Raw genomic sequence first — 18,386 nt, 5'->3', positions numbered from 1 at the left:
CTGATGGACAGCCGCCGCCCCCCGCTCGCGCCCGTGTGCCCGACGCTGCTGGAGTACGTCCGGCACTGGGCCGAAAACACTCCGGACCGCAGGGCGTTCACCTTCGTCGAGCACCCGGCACCGCACTCGCGCGGCGTCCACCGCACCCTGACCTGGCGCCGTCTGGACGTACGAGTGCGGGCGCTGGCCGCACGGCTCGCCGACCAGGCCGGCCCGGGAGACCGGGTCGCGCTGCTGTGCCCGCAGGGCACGGAGTACGTGACCGCCTTCCTCGCCGCCCTGGCCGCCGGGCTGGTCGCCGTGCCGCTGTATCCGCCGGGCCTGCCCGGGCACGCGGACCGGCTCGCGGGTGTGCTGGCCGACGCGCGGTGCTCGGCCGTCGTGACCACGAGCCGCTGCCGGGACGAGGTGCGTGACTTCCTCGGCCCCGACGGACCGCGGATCGTGGTCGCGGACCAGGTGCCCGACGACGCCGCCGGGGACTGGCGGCCCGTCCCGCCGGACGCCGGGGCGATCGCCTATCTCCAGTACACCTCCGGTTCGACCCGGGCCCCGGCCGGTGTGGAGATCAGCCACGGCAACGTCGTCGCCAACGCCCGCCAGGCACTCGCCGCCTACGGTGCCGACACCCGCCCGGTGACCTGCGTGGGCTGGCTGCCGCTCTACCACGACATGGGGCTGGTGCTCAGCGTCGCGGCCCCGGTGACACGAGGGGCGCTGTCGGTGCTGATGGACCCGGCCGCCTTCCTACAGGAGCCGGTGCGCTGGCTGCGGCTGCTCACCGCGCACCCGAACGCGGTGAGCGCCGCGCCCAACTTCGCCTACGACTACTGCGCCGCGAGCGTCTCCGACGACCAGAAGGAGGGGCTGCGGCTGGACCGGGTCACGGCGCTGATCAACGGCAGTGAGCCGGTCCGCCCGGGCACGGCCGACCGTTTCCACGCCGCGTTCGCCGCTCAGGGCCTGGCACCGGAGACCCACTGCCCGTCGTACGGCCTGGCCGAGGCCACCGTGTTCGTCTGCGCGGCCCGGCCGGGTGAGCCGATCGGCCGGTTCGCGCTCGACCGTGACGCCCTGGCCGCCGGGAAGGCCCTGCCGGCCCGGGCGGACGATCCCCGGGCGGTGCTGCTGGCGGGCTGTGGCACTCCGGCGGGCCAGCGGGTCCGTATCGCCGACCCGGTGACGCGAGCCCTGCTGTCGGAGGGCGAGGTCGGCGAGATCTGGGTGCAGGGGCCGAATGTCGGCCGGGGCTACTGGAACCGGGGTCCGGGGGACGTGTTCGGCGCCACGTTCGCGGACGCCGAGGCCGCTCCGGGCGGTTGGCTGCGGACCGGCGATCTGGGGACGGTGCTGGAGGGGCAACTGGTCGTCACGGGGCGGCTGAAGGATCTGATCATCGTCGACGGCCGCAACCACTATCCGCAGGACGTCGAGGCGACGGCCCAGGACGCGGACCCGGCGGTGCGCCGGGACCGGCTCGCGGCGTTCGCCGTGCCGGGCGGCGCCGGTGAGCGGGTGGTGATCGTGGCGGAGCACGCGCGGACCGTGCGGCTCGCCGAGCTCGACGTGCCGGCCATGGCGCGGGCCGTGCGGGGCGCCGTCTCCGCCCGGCACGGCCTGCGGCTCGCCGACGTCGTCCTGGTGCCGCCGGGCACGGTGCCGCGTACCTCCAGCGGGAAGGTCTCCCGGGCCCTGACCCGGGCCCGGTATCTGGAGGGCGCGTACGGCGGGCAGGCCCCTGCCGCGACGGCGGGTACCGCGGGATGAGCCCAATCGACGAGGGCGCGCTGCGCCGGCTGATCGCCGAACGGGTGGCGCTCTGGTACGGCGCCTCACCCGAGAACGTTCCGATGGACCGGCCGCTCGCCGACCTCGGCATGTCCTCGCGGGACGCCGTCGCCCTGGCCGGTGAACTGTCCCGGGCAACGGGCCGGGAGCTGCCGACGACGCTGCTGTGGGAGACGCCCACCGGTCAGGCCCTGGTGGCACGGCTGTGCGGCACGCAGGCCCCGGGAAGCCCGGGAGCGCCCGAGGCGGCACCGGCCCCGCGCGCCGGACTGGCGGGCGGGACGGCCGAGCCGGTCGCCGTCGTCGGGGTCGGCTGCCGGCTGCCCGGCGGGGTGCACGGCCCGGGCGACTACTGGCGGCTGCTGAGCGAGGGCGTCGACGCGATCCGGCGCGTCCCGGAGGACCGCTGGCGCGACTTCACCGCCTTCCCGCCCGCCGACGCGCATCCGTACGGCGGCTATCTCGACGACATCGCCGGGTTCGACGCGGACTTCTTCCGCATCACCCCGCGCGAGGCGGCGGTGATGGACCCCCAGCAGCGGATCCTGCTGGAGGTCGTCCACGAGTCGCTCGACCACGCCGCCGTGCCGGCCGGGTCCCTGGCGGGCACGGCCACCGGGGTGTTCGTCGGGGTGTCGGCCCCCGAGTACGGGCAGCTCACGGGCGCCGATCCGGCCGCCGTCGATCCCTGGGCGCCGGCCGGGGGCGCCCTGAGCGTCACCGCCGGACGGCTCTCCTACGTCCTGGACACGCGGGGCCCGAGCCTCGCCGTCGACACGGCCTGCTCGTCCTCGCTGGTCGCCGTGCACCACGCCTGCGTCAGCCTGCGCACGGGCGAGAGCGACCTCGCGATCGCCGCCGGGGTGAACGTGCTGCTGTCGCCGTCCGTCACCGTCGCCTTCCGCAGGGCGGGCGCGCTCGCGCCGGACGGGCGGTGCAAGCCGTTCTCGGCGGCGGCCGACGGCATCGGGCGCGGCGAGGGCTGCGCGGCCGTGATCCTGAAGCGGCTGTCCGACGCCGAGCGGGACGGCGACCGCGTGCTGGCCGTCATCCGGGCCACCGCCGTCAACTCCGACGGCCGCTCCAACGGCCTGATGGCGCCCAACCCGGCCGCCCAGCAGGCGCTGCTGGAGCGCGCGTACGCGCGGGCGGGGCTCGCCGCGGCGCAGGTCGACTACGTGGAGGCGCACGGCACCGGCACCCCGCTGGGCGACCCGATCGAGGCGGGCGCGCTGGGCGCGGTGCTCGGCGCGGGCCGGGACCCGGACCAGCCGCTGCTGCTGGGCTCCGTCAAGGGCAACCTCGGGCATCTGGAGTCCGCCGCGGGCATCGCGGGCCTGGTGAAGACCGTGCTGGCCCTGCACCACGACAGCATTCCGCCGTCCCTGCACTGCGCGCAGGGCACGTCCCTCGCCGACGAGCGGCTGCGAGTGGTGACCGAGCCGGAGCCCTGGCCGCGCTACGGCGGCACCGCCCTCGCGGGCGTCTCCGGGTTCGGCTTCGGCGGCACCAACGCGCATGTGGTGCTGGAGGAGGGGCCGCCCGGCCTGGTCCCCGTACGGCCGGCCGAGGAGCCCACCGCCCGTCTGCATGTGCTGTCCGACCTCGACGCCGGGCGCGTCCGCGACACGGCGGGCAGGCTCGCCGACTGGCTGCGCGAGAGCACCGCGCACCCCGCGGACGTGGCCCGGACCCTGGCCGGGCGCACCGGCCGCGGTCCGGTACGTGCCGCCGTGGTCGCCCGGCATCGCGCCGAACTCGCCGATGCCCTGGGCTCGTTGGCGGCGGGACGCCCGGACGCACGGGTGGCGACCGGGGAGCACGACCGGGTGGGGCACGGCCCGGTGTGGGTCTTCTCCGGCTACGGCAGCCAGTGGCCGGGCATGGGGCGCAGACTTCTGGCCGAGGAACCCGCGTTCGCCGCCGCCGTGGAGAAACTCGATCCGCAACTCGCCCCCGAGTGCGGCCTGTCCCTGTACGACCACCTGTCCTCCGGGGCCGGTCTCGACCGCCTGGACGTCGCCCAGCCCGTGCTGTTCGGCCTTCAGCTGGCCCTCGCCGAGCTGTGGCGTGCGTACGGGGTCGAACCCACCGCCGTGATCGGCCACTCCATGGGCGAGGTCGCGGCGGCGGTGTGTGCGGGCGCGCTGGACGTGGCGGACGGGGCGCGTGTCATCGCCGTACGGGCCCGATTGCTGAGCGGGCTGAGCGGGGGCGCGATGGCCGTCGTGGACTTGGACGACACCGAACTGGAGTCCCTGGAGCGGGACTTCCCGGGGGTGCACGTCGCCGTGCACTCCTCGCCCCGGCAGAAGGTCGTCACGGGTGAGGAGGCCGCAGTGGCCGGGCTCGTGCGCCGGCTGGAAGGGCAGGGCCGGGCGGCACGGGCCATGCGGGTCGTCGGCGCCGGGCACTCGCCCCAGGTGGACCCGCTGCTGCCGGAGCTCGCCGAGGCGCTGTCCGGCGTCCGGGGCCGGCGGCCGCGTGTCCCGGTGTACTCGACCGTCCTCGACGACCCGCGCGGCGACTGCGTGTTCGACGCGGCCCACTGGGCGGCCAACCTCAGGCGGCCCGTCCGCCTGGACCGGGCGCTGGCAGCGGCCGCGGCCGACGGCCACACCGCGTTCGTCGAGATCTCGCCGCACCCGGTGCTGACCGGGCCCGTCGCCGACACCGTGCCCGATGCCCTCGCCCTGGCCACCCTGCGCCGCGACGGCGACGGGGCGGAGGCGTTCGCCGGGCAGCTGGGCGCCCTGTACGTGGCGGGCCTGCGGCTGCCCGCGCCGCCCGGCCGGGTCGTCGACCTGCCGGTGCCCCGGTGGCGGCACGTACGGCACTGGTGGACGGACGGCCGGGCCCGCACCGAGCCGGTGCCGGAGACGGAGCCGGAGGAACCGCCCGCCGAAGTGTCCGTCCTGGCCCGGCTGACCCACCACATCGCCGCCGTCAGCGGCCACCCGCCCGCCCGTGTCACCCCGGGCACCGCCCTGGCCGATCTGGGCCTGGACTCGCTGATGGCCGTCCGCGTCCGCACGGCCGTGGAGCGCGAGTTCGGCGTCGAACTGCCCCTGCGCGACCTGTTCACCGCCGCCACGGTCGAGGACGCCGCCGCCCGGATCCGGCACGCCCTCCCCCGCGAGAACACCCCGCTGCGCCCCCTGCGTGCCACCGGTTCCCGGCCCCCGCTGTTCCTCGTGCACGCCGCGGGCGGCCCGGTCACCGTCTACCGGACGCTCGCGGAACGGCTCGGCGCGGACCGGCCGGTGTACGGGCTGGAGCGGATCGAGGAGGCCCGGACCGTGCCGGAGAAGGCGCGGCGGTACGCCGAGGCGATCGCCGCCGCCTACCCCGACGGGCCCTGCCTGCTGGGCGGTTGGTCCTTCGGCGGGTTCGTCGCCCAGGAGACCGCGCGGCAGCTGACCGCCGCAGGACGGGACGTGCCGCTGGTCGTGCTCCTCGATTCCGTACGCCCCCTCCCCCGGCCCGGTCTGACGCGCGCCGACCGGATCCGGGCGCATTTCGAGGGCTTCGCCGACCACGTCGCCGACGCCTACGGGGTGCGCCTGGAGCTGCCGTACGACGAGCTCGTGGCCATGGACGACGACCGGGAGCGCATCGACACCGTGCTGCGGGCGCTGCGCGAGGCCGCCGAGGTGCCGCCCGCGGCGCTGGAGCACCAGCGCGCCTCCTACCTGGACATGGGCATCGGGGAGGCGCACCGTCCCGGCGGCCACGACGGGCCGGTCGTGCTCTACCGCGCCACCGAGCCCGCGCCCCACACGGTGCGCGACCCGGCGTACGAACGCGACGACGAGGCGCTGGGCTGGGACGAGGTGTGCCCGCGCCTGGAGGTCGTGCCGGTGCCCGGTCACCATCTGTCGCTGCTCGATCCGCCGCACGTCGACGAGATCGCCGCCCACCTGAGCCGGGTGCTCGCCGAACGGGCCCCCTGAACCGCCGACCGAGGAGCCGCCATGCCCGACCTGCCGCCGAAGCCCGTTGCCGGAGTGTCCCGGCGCACTGTAGCCAGAGCGACGGCCGCCGCCGGCCTCGCCGCCTTGTTCGGGGCCGCGGGCGGCACGGCCCGTGCCGCGGCCGCCACCCGGCTCGGACCGCGCACGCTGGACGTGTCCGTGCCCTCCGCCGCGCTCGGCCGCAGCGCGCCGGTCCGGCTGATCCTGCCGTCGGACTTCGGTGCGCGGCCGGAGCGGACGTATCCCGTGCTCTACCTGCTGCACGGTGCCCATGACGACTACACGTCCTGGACCCGGGAGACCGACATCGAGGCCTTCACCGAGGGCCGCGACCTGATCGTGGCGATGCCGGACGCGGGCCCCACCGGCATCCCCAGCGTCTGGCGCGACGGCCCCGATTACGAGACGTTCCAGGTCAAGGAAGTGCCGGCGCTGCTCGCCCGGGACTACCGGGCCTCCGGGGTACGGGCGGTCGCCGGGGTCTCCACGGGTGGCTACGGCGCGATGGCCCACGCCGCCCGCCACCCCGGGGCGTTCAAGGCCGCGGCCTCGTTCAGCGGCATCCTCGACACCACCGCCCCCGGCGTTCCCGCCATCATGGACGCCATCGTGGCCCGAGAGAACCTGCCGGCCGCATCCCTGTGGGGTCATCCGCTGCTGAACCTGCTGACCTGGCGGGACTTCAACCCGCGGGCCCGCGCCACAGGGCTGCGCGGCACCGCCCTGTACGTCTCGCAGGGCAGCGGAGTGGGCGGCGGCAGCGGCGGCGATCCGCTGCCCGGGGTCCTGGAGAGCGCCCTGTGGCCCTCGGCGCAGGGCTTCGCCGGCACGCTCGCCCGCCTCGGCATCCGGGCCACCACGCACCTGTACTCGGGAGGAGGACACGACTGGCCTTACTGGAAGCGGGAGTTCACCGCCGCGTGGCCGATGCTCGCCCAGACGCTGGGCGTGCCGGAGTGACGGGGGTGCCGTCGGGGCACGGAACGGAGCGCAGGGGTCGTCCGTCCAACACAGGACTTCCCTCTCGTCCCAGCGGTCACAGTCCGCGGGCGAGCCGCTTCCGGTCGAAAGGAGTGTCCGTGATGGCTGTGCCCGCCCCGCACGGCGTGCCGGACCGCCCCGGTATGCCACCGATGCCGCCCGAGCTGGCGGAGCTGCTGCGCGCCCAGCTGGCGGCCGTCGCCGACCAGGTGGAGGAGGAGGTCCGCCGTCAGGTTCCCGAGTACGCGCGGCCCGCCGACGGGGCGTACGGCAGGAACCTGCGGGCCGGGGTGGTGCAGGCGCTCACCCTGTTCGTCGACCACATCGCCGACCCGCGCGACGACGGGGGCGCGATCGCGGCGACGTACTACGAACTGGGACGCGGCGAGGCCCTGGAGGGCCGCAGCCTGGACGCGTTGCAGTCCGCGCTGCGGGTCGGGGGGCTGCACGCCTGGCGGCTGATGGGCCGGACGGCGGAGGAACTCGGCCTGGACTCCGCGGTCGTCGCGGCGCTCGGCGAGCTGGCGTTCCGGACCGTGCACGAGGTCGCCCAGGCGGCAGCGGCCGGTTACGCGGAGGCGCAGCTGCGCAGCTCGGACGAGCTGGAGCGGCGCCGCAGGCGGCTGCTCGACCTGCTGCTGGAGGACGGGCCGGTGGCACTCGAAGCCGTGCAGGACCTGGCGCACGGCGCGCGCTGGCCGGTGCCCCGGACGGTCGCGGTCGTGGCGCTCGCGGCGGCGCCGGACCGGCGGGAGGAGGACCGGCCGCTGGCCGCGGTGGGCGCGCTGGTGGACATGGAGTCCCGGCCGCCGCGCATGCTGGTGCCCGACCCGGACGGCTCCGGCCGCTTCGGCCGGGCGTTCACGCTCGCGCTGCGCGGCCGGCCCGCCGCGATCGGCCCGACGGTCGCGGTCACCGAGGCCGCGCAGTCGCTGCGGCTCGCCACCCGGGCGCTCGGGCTGATGGGACGCGGAGTTCTGCCCCGCCAGGGCGTGGTGCGCTGCGCCGACCATCTGTCGACGCTGCTGCTGTACGGCGACGAGCCGCTGCTGGAACGGCTCCAGGCGCGGGTTCTCGCGCCGCTCGACACCGTCTCGGCCGGGCAGCGCGACAGGCTCGCCGAGACGCTGCTGGCGTGGCTGCTCAGCGGCAGCAACGTGCCGGACGTCGCCACGCGGCTTCACATCCACCCGCAGACGGTCCGCTACCGCCTGCGCCAGCTGGAGAAGCTCTTCGGCGACGCCCTGCACGAGCCGGAAACCCGCCTCGACCTGATTCTCGCGTTGCGTGCGGAGTCATTGCGCACACCACAGAACTGAATACCGCTGCACAATCGGCGACGTACTCAATCGGTGATAAAAAACCGCGGCGATTCCATAATCCCGTCCATAACACTTCGGGAGACACAGCGAATACGTTCGGGCCGTCCTTTTTCGCAGGCGTTCCATGCGCCTCACCCGCGGAGGATTCCCCATGCGTATCCGTTTGTGTCTCGCCGCGCTCTCGCTGGCCGGCGGGGCCGGTCTGGCCACTCTCTCGGCTCCCTCGGCCACAGCCACGCCCCCGGCCACGACCTCGGCCCCGGCAGCAGCCGCGGCCTGCTCGGACGTCGAGGTCGTCTCGGCGCGCGGCACCTTCGAGCCGGGCACGCTCGGCTTCATCGTCGGCGACCCGGTGTTTTCCGAACTGAAGAAGAAAGTGACGGGCAAAAGCCTGTCCAGCTACGCCGTGGACTACCCCGCCAATCTTTCCCTGACGTCTGCCGCGCAGGGCAACAGGGACCTGGTGAACCACGTGCAGAGCCAAGCCGCCGCCTGCCCGAATCAGCGGTTCGTTCTCGTCGGCTATTCGCAGGGCGCGAACGTCGTCGACAACTCGATCGGCATCAGCAGCGCGGGCGCGGTGGTCGGCAGCCCGATCGTGGCCACGCTGCCCGCGGCGGTCGAACCGAAGGTCGCCGCGGTGCTGCTGTTCGGCAACCCGATCCGCGCCATCGGCAAGAGCGTCACCGGCACGTACCAGAGCCGCACCCTGGACATCTGCGCCAAGGGTGACCCGGTCTGCGAGAGCGGCGGCGGCAACACCGGGGCGCACCTGAGCTACCGCGACAACGCGGACGAAGCGGCTGCGTTCGCCGCGGGCAGGCTCTGACCCCGGCAGCACGCCGAAGGGCCCGGGAGGATCTCCTCCCGGGCCCCTTGCGTGCGACAGCGGAGGGTCAGCGCGGCGACCGCGCGAACCCGGCGAGACTGGTGGAGACGATCTCGGGCCGGCCGTTGTTCTGGATGGGCGCGGCGGTCAGGACGTCGAGGTGCTGGTAGCCGTCGGCGACCACGGGGTGGAGCTCGGCCGGGACCCGGCCGGCCAGGAGTCCCTCACCGGCGAGGACGGTGAGCACCGGGTTGGCGGTGAGCCCGCCGGGGTGGACGACGAGCTTCTTGACCTGGGGCGAGCCGGCCATCTGGATGTCGGTGACCAGCTTGGTCGGGAAGTACTGCTCGGTGAAGTCCAGCGGCTGCTCGGCCAGGCTGCGGGCCAGTTGCCGCACGTCGGTGACCTCCTCGCCGGGGCCGGTGAAGGGGGTGCCGTCGGCCGACCGGTGGCCGGGGTCGTCCGGGTCTCCGACGCGGTCGTAATTGCGCCAGGTGTAGAGCGGTCCCTGCGGCCGGTCCGGGATGGCCTTGTACGCGGTGCCGTACAGCCCGGGCTGCTGGTCACCGCCGTTGGCCACGGGGAAGCTCTTGTCGGCGATCGGCCCGCCGTCGAAGAAGCCGAGGCTGGTCTGGAGGAACGCCAGCGGCACGGAGTTGTCGTCCAGCAGTGCCCCGAGCACCGCCCCGTTGGTGAGGCGGAAGTCCTTCACCGCGGGCTTGCCGGTGAGGAAGGCGGCGGTGTCCTTGGAGAACAGGAAGCGGTGGGTGGCCTCGATGTTGAGGTTGGAGGGCAGGTACCGGGGCAGGTCGGCCTCGGCGTCCGGGTCCTTCAGGGCACCCATCCCGGCGATGCCGAGCAGGGTCATGGTCTCGGGGTTGAGCAGCACCGGCGCGGACAGGGTGCGGGGCAGCACCCCGGTGTCGAGCCCGGCCTGCACCACGCCGTAACCGAGGCCGATGTCGGGCAGGTTGGTGTCGTCCGGCAGGCTGCCGCTGAGGTCGGCGAGCGAGGTGGAGACGGTCGTGTCGAGGGCGAAGTAGCCGGCGCACTGGTTATAGCCGGCGTCCGCCGTGGTCGCCCGGTCACCGTCGAAGTCGGCGGCGGCGAAGTACCCGGTGATCACGCCGCCCAGCGAGTGCCCGCCGCACAGCACCTTCCGCTTGCGCTGCGCCTGGGAGGGCAACTCGGCGGTGAGCAGGTCGTACTGGTCGCGTACGGTCTGCTCGATCCCGAGCTTCGCCATCCACCCCAGTTCCGCGTTGCGGGCGTAGCCGCCGAAGGTCCGGCCGTCGACCTGCTTGCCGCGGTAGTAGTAGTCGACGGCGGTGTGCTGGTCGCCGGAGGCGATGCCGGTACGGTCCTCCAGGCAGTTGGAGCGCCGGTCCAGCGCCCAGAACTCGATGTGCAGGCCCTGCTCGGCGGCGCGCGCCACGGTGTTGCGGGCCACGCTGTCGAACGCCCCGGCTCCTTCCAGGATGCCGGGCTGGGCGACGAGGATCCGGTCCGCGTCGGCCGAGGCGGCCGGACCGTCGGCGGAGCGGTAGCGCAGGTACGACAGCCAGTCGCAGGCGGCCGGACGCGGCCCGGCCGACTCCGGCAGCGGCACCTTCACCCGCACCACCGACTCCGTCACCCCGGTCACCGGCGACGTCGACGCGACCGGCGTCTCGGTCCGCGCGCCGTCGGCCCGGGCGCCCGGAGCGGCGGCCGTGAGCGTCCCTGCGGTCAGCAGCACCGCCAGTGCGGCGCCGCGCCACTTCCCTCTTCTCGTACGGTTCATGTCCATGCCACGGACGCTAGGGCTGCGGCGCGAGGTCCCTCAGGGGGTGCTGATGAGAACTCAGTTTCCGGATCCTGCCTTGTCACCGGCGCACAGGGCCCGGCGCCGCACCAGGACCCCTTATGGGCCAGTCGAGCTGCGAACCGGCGGTTTCGGGAGCATGGTGGGGCTATGGACGGTCAACCCCCTGTGGTCGTGCAGCCGCCCGCGCCGGACGGCGGACGGCTGGTGACCATCCACGGCGAGCGCATGGGCGTCGCCTACAGCCTCTTCGACGTGCTGGACCTGCTGCACCGCGAGGGCCTGCCCACCACCGACACGGCCGTCGACGACACCGAGCTGATCGAGTGGCGTGGCGGCGGCCCGTACGACTGGAACAACGGGTCGTCCGACGAGGCGTGAGCCTGCAGCGCCGTCCCATGACAACGGCCCCGTCACGGAGGTTTCCATGGTCTCGCGTCTCAACCCGTACCTGTCCTTCAACGGAGACGCCCGGCAGGCGTTGGAGTTCTACCAGGAGGTCTTCGGAGGCACCCTGTCCCTCAACACCTACGGCGACTTCGGCCATGGGGACGACCCGAACGCCGACAAGATCATGCACGGCATGCTGGAGACCCCCACCGGCTTCACCCTGATGGGGGCCGACAACCCGCCGGGCATGGAGTCCGCGCCGGGCCAGCCCTTCTCGGTGAGCCTGAGCGGCGACGACGACGCCGAGCTGCGCGGCTACTGGGAGAAGCTCTCCGAGGGCGGCTCGGTGTCGGTGCCGCTGGAGAAGCAGATGTGGGGCGACGTGTTCGGCATGTGCACCGACCGCTTCGGCGTTCCCTGGATGGTCAACATCAGCGGATCGGAGAGCTGAGCCGAACCGACCGGACGGTCAAGGACCGTCCACAGCGCGGGGCCGCCCGCACACACCGTGCACTGCCGGTGTGTGCGGGCGGCCCCGCCGTGCCGGAGCGTCCGGTCGGTCGGAACGTCCGGTCGGAACGTCCGGTTCGCCGGAACGTCACGTTTGTTGGTACGTCCTGACAAAGCTGTTGACATCGCCCGGAGGCGCCCGCATAGTACCTGCCACTAGAGCGCGCTAGTGACGCGCTCTAGTTGCCTCCCGGACCGGGCACGGCCCGCTCTCCCCAGCACACCGAGGTGCACCCGACATGCGCAGACACCACAGATCCGCCGCCCTGACCACCGCCGTCCTCGTGGGCGCCCTGCTCGCCGCCGGCTGCTCCAGCGGCTCCGGCGGGAAGAAGTCCGAGTCCGGCGGCACCGACGCCGCCGCGGGCAAGGCCACCACCCCGCGGATGACCGTCGCGATGGTCACGCACGCGGCACCCGGCGACACCTTCTGGGACCTGATCCGCAAGGGCGCCCAGGCGGCGGCCGCGAAGGACAACATCAAGCTCGTCTACTCCAGCGACCCGGTCGCCGGAAACCAGGCCAACCTGGTGCAGAACGCCATCGACCAGAAGGTCGACGGCATCGCGCTCACCGCCGCCAAGCCCGACGCCATGAAGGCGGTCGTGGCCAAGGCCAAGGCGGCCGGCATCCCCGTCGTCGGCTTCAACTCCGGCCTGGACAACTGGAAGGAACTCGGCATGCTCGAGTACTTCGGCCAGGACGAGAACATCGCCGGCCAGGCCTTCGGCGAGCGCCTCAACCAGCAGGGCGCCAAGCACGCCGTCTGCGTGATCCAGGAGCAGGGCCAGGTCGCCCTGGAGGCGCGCTGCGCCGGCCTGAAGAAGGGCTTCAAGGGCACGACGGAGAACCTGTACGTCAACGGCACCGACATGCCCTCCGTGAAGTCGACCCTGACGGCCAAGCTCCAGAAGGACTCCAGCATCGACCAGGTGGTCACGCTGGGCGCCCCGATCGCCATGACCGCCGTGCAGTCGGTCAAGGACGCGGGCAGCAAGGCCGAGATCGCCACCTTCGACCTCAACAAGGACCTCGTCGCCGCCATCCAGGGCGGGGACATCCAGTTCGCCGTCGACCAGCAGCCCTACCTCCAGGGCTACCTCGCCGTCGACGGGCTGTGGCTCTACAGGACGAACGGCAACTTCAGCGGCGGCAGCACCGCTCCCGTGCTCACCGGGCCGGCCTTCGTCACGAAGGACAACGTCGACAGCGTCGCCGAGTTCGCCAAGAAGGGCACGCGCTAGGCGGACAGAACCTAAGGGGTGTCCGCCGGGGCAGGCCCGCTCGTTCCCCGCACCACCAGCTTGGGGTCCAGCACCGCCTCCCTCGGCGGCAGTTCCCCGTTCTCCAGCCGTTCGACGGCGAAGCGGACCGCGTGCTCGGCCATGAGGACCGCGTCCTGGCGGACGGTGGTCAGACCGATCGGCATCAGATGGGAGAGGTGGCTGTCGTCGTAGCCGACGACGGACAGGTCGCGCGGGACCTCGATGCCCGCCCGGGTGAGGGCCATCAGCAGCCCCATCGCGCAGCGGTCGTTGCCGGCGAGGACCGCCGTCGGCAGCGGCCGCCCGCCGTCGCGTTCGGCCAGCAGCAGCCGCCCGGTCTCGATGCCGGACTCCTCGGTGTGCTCGCCGGGGATCACCCGCGCCCGGTCCTGCAGTCCGTGGCGGCGCATCGCGGCGCGGTAGGCACGCCGCCGCTCCGCCGACCCGGGGCCGCGCCCGCCGTCGATGTGCACGATCCGGCGGTGCCCGAGCTCCACCAGGTGGTCCATGGCCTGCCGGACGCCCTTGCCCTCGGCGGAGTGCACGAAGTCGACATGGGCCTGGGGCACCCGGCGGCTGATCGAGACGGTGACCGTGCGCTGTCCGAGTCCGGCGACGTAGGCGGGGTCGGCGTCCGGGCCGAGCAGGATCACCGCCTCGCAACGGTGGCTGAGCAGCGCCTCGACCGCCTTCGCCTCGCTGCGGCCGTGGGTGGCACCGGAGAGCAGGACGTCGTAACCGAGCCGCTCGGCCTCGGGGTAGATGCCGGTGATGAGGTCCGTGTGGAAGGTCTGGTGCACGGTGAACATCACGCCGAGCGTGCGGCTGCGGCCCCGGGCCAGCAGGCGGGCCGCACTGTCGGGCCGGTAACCGATCTCGTCGGCGACGCGCAGGACCCGTTCCCGGGTCTCCTGGCTGGCCCCCGCCTGGTTGCGGAAAATGATCGAGACGAGCGCGCGGGACACACCCGCCTTCTCGGCGACGTCCGCCATCGTGGGCCGCTGCCTGCCCGATGCATCCACGTGTGAACCCACCCTCCGACGCCGACCACCTTACGGGTGCCCCGCACGGGGCCCGTACCAGGACTCGGCAATCTCCCGGCAACAACCTATTGACATGACATTTGGACAGGGGTCATCGTACTCGAACTAGAGCGCGCTAGTAGAGCGCATCAGTGTCACGCCCCCTTCCGCTCCCCGAAGGACTCTCACCATGGCAACGGTGCCAGCCCCGCTGCGTACGACCGTCGGCAACCTGTGCCTCGGCTCCGCCCCCGACTCCTGGGGCGTGTGGTTCCCCGACGACGAGCACCAGGTGTCGTACACCCGCTTCCTCGACGAGCTCGTCCAGGCCGGGTACGAGTGGCTGGAGCTCGGCCCGTACGGCTACCTCCCCACCGACCCGCGGCGACTGAAGGCCGAGCTGGACGCCCGCGGGCTGAAGGTCTCCGGCGGCACCGCGTTCGGCGCACTGCACCGGCCCGAGGCGTGGGACGAGATGCTCGCCCATGTCCGGCAGGTCGCCGAGCTGACCGCCGCAGCCGGGGCACACCACCTCGTCTTCATCCCGCCGATGTACCGGGACGAGAAGACGGGTGCGTTCACCGAGTCGCCCGAGCTGACCGCCGAGCAGTGGGCCGGGTTCGGCCGGGCCGCCGACCGGCTGGGCCGGCTGCTGCTGGAGGAGTACGACGTACGGCTGGTCGTCCACCCGCACGCCGACAGCCACATCCAGACCCAGCCGGAGATCGAGCGGCTGCTCAACGAGTCCGACAGCCGTTACACCAACCTCTGCCTGGACACGGGGCACGTCGCCTACGGCGGCGGGGACAACCTCGATCTGATCCGCCGTTTCGGTGAGCGGGTCGGCTACGTGCACATCAAGCAGATGGACCCGGAGATCCTGGCGCAGGTCGCGGCCGAGGACCTGTCCTTCGGCGAGGCCGTAAAGCGGGGAGTGTGCGTGTCACCGCCGGCCGGGGTGCCGAAGCCGGCCGACGTGGTGGGCGAACTCGCCAAGCTCGACGCCGAGTTGTTCGTGATCGTCGAGCAGGACCTGTACCCGTGTGCTCCCGGGGTGCCGCTGCCGATCGCGGTCAGCACCCGTGAACACCTGGCCGGCTGCGGACTGTCGGGTACCCGGCGCCCGAACATCGACAGGTAAGGAACGGCCCATGGACGTCACGGACGACACGACACCGGCCCCCGTCCCGCCCCCCGCCACCGCCGTCGCGGACGATGCTCCCCCGGCGGTCAGGCGGCGGCTGAGGCTGATCACGATCATCGCCACGTTCGGTGGTCTGCTCTTCGGCTACGACACCGGCGTCATCAACGGCGCCCTGCCCTACATGACCGAGGACCTCGGTCTGACCCCGGTCACCGAGGGCATGGTCACCAGCTCGCTGCTGCTGGGTGCCGCGCTGGGCGCGGTGACCGGCGGCCGGTTGTCGGACGCGCGCGGCAGGCGGCGCAACATCCTGCTGCTGGCCGTGCTGTTCTTCGTCGGCGCGCTCGGCTGCACGCTCGCCCCGACGACCGAGGTGATGATCGTGGCGCGGTTCGTGCTCGGCCTCGCGGTCGGCGGCGCGTCGGTGACCGTGCCGGTGTATCTCGCGGAGGTGTCGCCCGCCGAGCGGCGCGGTGCCCTCGTGACCCGCAACGAGCTGATGATCGTCAGCGGTCAGCTGCTGGCCTTCACGTTCAACGCGATCATCGCCCAGGTCGGCGGCGAGTCCGGTGGCGTGTGGCGCTGGATGCTGGTCATCGCGACGGTGCCGGCGGTGGTGCTCTGGTTCGGCATGCTGGTGATGCCGGAGAGCCCGCGCTGGCTGGCCTCCCAGAGCCGCTTCGGGGAGGCCCTCGACGTCCTCAGGCAGGTGCGGTCCCAGGCCCGGGCCGAGGCCGAGCTGAAGGAGGTGTCCGCGCTCGCCGTCAAGGACGAGCAGGCCAAGCTCGGCGGCTGGCAGGACATGAAGAGCACGCCGTGGGTGCGCAAGCTGATGTTCGTCGGGTTCGGCATCGCGATCGTGCAGCAGATCACCGGCGTCAACACGATCATGTACTACGGGACGCAGATCCTCACCGACGCCGGTTTCGCCGCCGACAGCGCGCTGACGGCGAACATCGCCAACGGTGTGATCTCGGTGCTGGCCACCTTCGTCGGCATCTGGCTGCTGGGCCGGGTACCGCGCCGCCCGATGCTGATGACCGGTCAGGCCGGTACGACCACCGCCCTGTTGCTGATCGGCGTCTTCTCCCTGGTGCTTCCCTCGGGTGACGCGCGGGCGTTCGCGGTGCTCGCCATGACGGTCACGTTCCTCGCCTTCCAGCAGGGCGCGATCTCGCCGGTGACCTGGCTGATGCTGTCGGAGATCTTCCCGATGCGGATGCGCGGCTTCGGCATGGGCGTCGCGGCCGTGGTGCTGTGGCTGACCAACTTCGTGATCGGGCTGGTCTTCCCGTCCCTGGTCTCCGGGATCGGGATCTCCAACACCTTCTTCCTGTTCGTGGTGGCGGGCTTGCTGTCGCTCGCCTTCGTCAAGCGCTACGTCCCCGAGACCAAGGGCCGCACCCTCGAAACCCTCGAAGCCGAACTGCGCACCCGCTTCTCCTGACCCTCCCCTCGAAGGAACGACCATGACCGTACGTGTAGGCGTCATCGGCGCCGGAATGATCGGCCAGGACCACATCCGGCGGCTCACCGAGGTCGTCACCGGGGCCGCCGTCACGGCCGTGACCGACATCGACGCCGGGCGCGCCTCCGAGGTGGCGGCCCGGGTGGGTGCCATCGCGCTGCCCACCGGCGCGGAGCTGATCGCCTCCCCCGACGTGGACGCCGTGCTCGTCACCTCCTGGGGGCCCACCCACGCCGAGCACGTCCTGGGCGCGATCGCGGCCGGCAAGCCGGTGTTCTGCGAGAAGCCCCTCGCCACGACCGCCGTGGACTGTCTGCGGATCGTGGAGGCCGAGCGGGCGCACGGCCGCCGCCTGGTGCAGGTCGGCTTCATGCGCCGCTTCGACGCCGGCTACCGCCAGATGAAGGAGGTCCTGTCGACCGGCTCGCTCGGGGCCCCGCTGATCGTGCACTGCGCCCACCGCAACCCGACCGTGCCGGAGTCGTACCACTCCGCCATGGCCGCCCAGGACACCGCCGTGCACGAGATCGACGTGCTGCGCTGGCTGCTCGACGACGAGATCGTCTCCGCGCAGGTGGTCACCCCGCGCGCCACGAGCAAGCGCTTCGCGCACCTCAAGGACCCTCAGATCATGGTCTTCGAGACGTCCGAGGGCGTCCGGATCGACCTGGAGGTCTTCGTCAACTGCCAGTACGGCTACGACATCCAGTGCGAGGTCGTCGGCGAGGACGGCCTGGTGCGGCTGCCCGACCCGGCGGCCGTCGGGGTCCGCACCGCCGCCCGGCACGGCACGGGTGTCCTCCAGGACTGGAAGGACCGGTTCGCGGAGGCCTTCGACACCGAGTTCCGCGAGTGGGTCGCCTCGGTGGCCGCCGGCGCCGAGCCCACCGGCCCGTCCTCCTGGGACGGTTACGCCGCCACCGTCATCACCGACGCGGCCGTCCGGTCCCTGGAGGCCGGCGGCGAGAGAGTCACCACCGACATGAAGCCCCGCCCCGCGTTCTACGGAGGGACCGCGTGAAGATCGCCCTCGACCCCTATATGTTCCGCTCCCTGCCGATCGACGACATGGTGCGCACGGTGGCCGAACTCGGCTACGAGTACATCGAGTTGTCGCCGCGCGCGGACTTCATGCCGTTCTTCCTGCACCCACGTGCTGACGACGCGCGGGTGGCGGAGCTGAAGCAGTCGCTGCGCCGGCACGGTGTGCACCTGTCCTCGGTGCTGCCGCTGTACAAGTGGTCCTCGCCGGACGAGACCGAGCGGCAGGCCGCCGTACGCTACTGGAAGCGGATGATCGAGATCACCGTCGAGCTCGAATGCCCGCTGATGAACTCGGAGTTCAACGGCCGGCCCGAGCGCGCCGCCGAGAGCGAGGCCGCCTTCTGGCGCTCGCTGGAGGAACTGCTGCCGATGTTCGAGCGCGAAGGCATCGCTCTGAACCTGGAGGCGCACCCGGACGACTTCTGCGAGGAGAACACCCCCGCCGTCGATCTCGTCCGCGCGATCAACAAGCCGTGGGTGAACTACCTCTACTGCGCCCCGCACTCCTTCCACCTCTCCGGGCCTGACGAGGTCGGCGCCGACATCGCGGCGATGATGCGCTACGCCGGTGACAAGCTCCAGCACGTGCACATCGCGGACTCCTTCAATCACAAGGGCTCGTCCGGCCTGCGCTACATCCTCAACCCCCCGGGCACCCCGGCCCGTATCCACCAGCACCTGGACATCGGCCAGGGCGAAGTGGACTGGGACGCCTTCTTCGGCACGCTGCGCGAGCTGGGCTTCGACGGTGTCGCCACGTCCTGTGTCTTCGCCTGGGAGGAACGGGCCCGGGAGTCGTCGGCGTTCATGCTGGACCGCATCCGCAAGGAACTCGCCGCCTGAGA

General features: G+C 72.7%; 14 protein-coding genes. 12 read left to right on the top strand and 2 right to left on the bottom strand.

From position 1 onward, the window contains the following. Positions 1-3: 3 nt before the first annotated feature. The 5 genes from ABZ192_RS14950 (at position 4) to ABZ192_RS14930 (ending at position 8,894) form a co-directional block, all read left to right on the top strand. Positions 4-1,767 (top strand): fatty acyl-AMP ligase, encoded by a 1,764-nt coding sequence (locus tag ABZ192_RS14950; RefSeq protein ID WP_356924918.1) that lies wholly within the window; start codon positions 4-6, stop codon positions 1,765-1,767. Beyond that, positions 1,764-5,741 (top strand): type I polyketide synthase, encoded by a 3,978-nt coding sequence (locus ABZ192_RS14945; protein WP_356924917.1) that lies wholly within the window; start codon positions 1,764-1,766, stop codon positions 5,739-5,741. The genes ABZ192_RS14950 and ABZ192_RS14945 overlap by 4 nt, the downstream gene beginning before the upstream one ends. Positions 5,742-5,762: 21 nt before the next feature. Next, positions 5,763-6,722: an alpha/beta hydrolase family protein gene (locus tag ABZ192_RS14940; protein ID WP_356924916.1), complete on the top strand. Its 960-nt coding sequence runs from the start codon at positions 5,763-5,765 to the stop codon at positions 6,720-6,722. Between the two features lie 122 nt (positions 6,723-6,844). Beyond that, positions 6,845-8,062, top strand: coding sequence for a helix-turn-helix domain-containing protein (locus ABZ192_RS14935; RefSeq protein ID WP_356924915.1), 1,218 nt, complete (start codon positions 6,845-6,847; stop codon positions 8,060-8,062). Positions 8,063-8,216: 154 nt separating this feature from the next. After that, a complete protein-coding gene (locus tag ABZ192_RS14930; protein WP_356924914.1) occupies positions 8,217-8,894 on the top strand; it encodes a cutinase family protein in 678 nt (225 codons plus the stop codon). Positions 8,895-8,961: 67 nt separating this feature from the next. On the opposite strand, the gene ABZ192_RS14925 is transcribed toward ABZ192_RS14930, so the two are convergent. Next, positions 8,962-10,683, bottom strand: a complete 1,722-nt coding sequence (locus ABZ192_RS14925) for a hypothetical protein (RefSeq protein WP_356924913.1) — start codon at positions 10,681-10,683, stop codon at positions 8,962-8,964. 165 nt (positions 10,684-10,848) lie between these two features. On the opposite strand from ABZ192_RS14925, the gene ABZ192_RS14920 reads away from it, so the two are divergent. The 3 genes from ABZ192_RS14920 (at position 10,849) to ABZ192_RS14910 (ending at position 12,842) form a co-directional block, all read left to right on the top strand. Then, positions 10,849-11,079 (top strand): hypothetical protein, encoded by a 231-nt coding sequence (locus ABZ192_RS14920; protein ID WP_356924912.1) that lies wholly within the window; start codon positions 10,849-10,851, stop codon positions 11,077-11,079. 46 nt (positions 11,080-11,125) lie between these two features. Then, positions 11,126-11,539: a VOC family protein gene (locus tag ABZ192_RS14915; RefSeq protein ID WP_356924911.1), complete on the top strand. Its 414-nt coding sequence runs from the start codon at positions 11,126-11,128 to the stop codon at positions 11,537-11,539. A gap of 298 nt (positions 11,540-11,837) precedes the next feature. Beyond that, entirely contained in the window at positions 11,838-12,842 is a 1,005-nt protein-coding gene (locus ABZ192_RS14910; protein WP_356924910.1) for a substrate-binding domain-containing protein, read from the top strand. An 11-nt stretch (positions 12,843-12,853) separates the two neighbouring features. Here the strand turns inward: ABZ192_RS14910 and ABZ192_RS14905 are convergent, their stop codons facing one another. Next, positions 12,854-13,855: a LacI family DNA-binding transcriptional regulator gene (locus tag ABZ192_RS14905; RefSeq protein ID WP_356925038.1), complete on the bottom strand. Its 1,002-nt coding sequence runs from the start codon at positions 13,853-13,855 to the stop codon at positions 12,854-12,856. A gap of 220 nt (positions 13,856-14,075) precedes the next feature. On the opposite strand from ABZ192_RS14905, the gene ABZ192_RS14900 reads away from it, so the two are divergent. The 4 genes from ABZ192_RS14900 to ABZ192_RS14885 are packed head-to-tail and all read left to right on the top strand — an operon-like array spanning position 14,076 to position 18,384. Continuing rightward, on the top strand, positions 14,076-15,026 hold the full coding sequence (locus tag ABZ192_RS14900; protein ID WP_356924909.1) for a TIM barrel protein: 951 nt from the start codon (positions 14,076-14,078) through the stop codon (positions 15,024-15,026). 10 nt (positions 15,027-15,036) lie between these two features. Then, positions 15,037-16,476 (top strand): sugar porter family MFS transporter, encoded by a 1,440-nt coding sequence (locus ABZ192_RS14895; protein WP_356924908.1) that lies wholly within the window; start codon positions 15,037-15,039, stop codon positions 16,474-16,476. Between the two features lie 22 nt (positions 16,477-16,498). Next, positions 16,499-17,518, top strand: a complete 1,020-nt coding sequence (locus ABZ192_RS14890; protein ID WP_356924907.1) for a Gfo/Idh/MocA family oxidoreductase — start codon at positions 16,499-16,501, stop codon at positions 17,516-17,518. Further along, complete coding sequence (locus tag ABZ192_RS14885; protein WP_356924906.1) at positions 17,515-18,384, top strand: sugar phosphate isomerase/epimerase; 870 nt, start codon at positions 17,515-17,517, stop codon at positions 18,382-18,384. The genes ABZ192_RS14890 and ABZ192_RS14885 overlap by 4 nt, the downstream gene beginning before the upstream one ends. Positions 18,385-18,386 lie beyond the last annotated feature (2 nt).

The sequence above is a fragment of the Streptomyces sp. NPDC006235 genome (assembly GCF_040613735.1).
In the GTDB taxonomy this organism is placed as follows: Bacteria; Actinomycetota; Actinomycetes; order Streptomycetales; family Streptomycetaceae; genus Streptomyces.
This window is presented reverse-complemented; position numbering and strand designations above follow the sequence as displayed.

Bases quoted from the DNA above. Each gene is read 5' to 3' on its own strand.
- ABZ192_RS14950 (WP_356924918.1), top strand. From the start codon at position 4: ATGGACAGCCGCCGCCCCCCGCTCGCGCCCGTGTGCCCGACGCTGCTG.
- ABZ192_RS14945 (WP_356924917.1), top strand. From the start codon at position 1,764: ATGAGCCCAATCGACGAGGGCGCGCTGCGCCGGCTGATCGCCGAACGG.
- ABZ192_RS14940 (WP_356924916.1), top strand. From the start codon at position 5,763: ATGCCCGACCTGCCGCCGAAGCCCGTTGCCGGAGTGTCCCGGCGCACT.
- ABZ192_RS14935 (WP_356924915.1), top strand. From the start codon at position 6,845: ATGGCTGTGCCCGCCCCGCACGGCGTGCCGGACCGCCCCGGTATGCCA.
- ABZ192_RS14930 (WP_356924914.1), top strand. From the start codon at position 8,217: ATGCGTATCCGTTTGTGTCTCGCCGCGCTCTCGCTGGCCGGCGGGGCC.
- ABZ192_RS14925 (WP_356924913.1), bottom strand. From the start codon at position 10,683: ATGGACATGAACCGTACGAGAAGAGGGAAGTGGCGCGGCGCCGCACTG.
- ABZ192_RS14920 (WP_356924912.1), top strand. From the start codon at position 10,849: ATGGACGGTCAACCCCCTGTGGTCGTGCAGCCGCCCGCGCCGGACGGC.
- ABZ192_RS14915 (WP_356924911.1), top strand. From the start codon at position 11,126: ATGGTCTCGCGTCTCAACCCGTACCTGTCCTTCAACGGAGACGCCCGG.
- ABZ192_RS14910 (WP_356924910.1), top strand. From the start codon at position 11,838: ATGCGCAGACACCACAGATCCGCCGCCCTGACCACCGCCGTCCTCGTG.
- ABZ192_RS14905 (WP_356925038.1), bottom strand. From the start codon at position 13,855: ATGGCGGACGTCGCCGAGAAGGCGGGTGTGTCCCGCGCGCTCGTCTCG.
- ABZ192_RS14900 (WP_356924909.1), top strand. From the start codon at position 14,076: ATGGCAACGGTGCCAGCCCCGCTGCGTACGACCGTCGGCAACCTGTGC.
- ABZ192_RS14895 (WP_356924908.1), top strand. From the start codon at position 15,037: ATGGACGTCACGGACGACACGACACCGGCCCCCGTCCCGCCCCCCGCC.
- ABZ192_RS14890 (WP_356924907.1), top strand. From the start codon at position 16,499: ATGACCGTACGTGTAGGCGTCATCGGCGCCGGAATGATCGGCCAGGAC.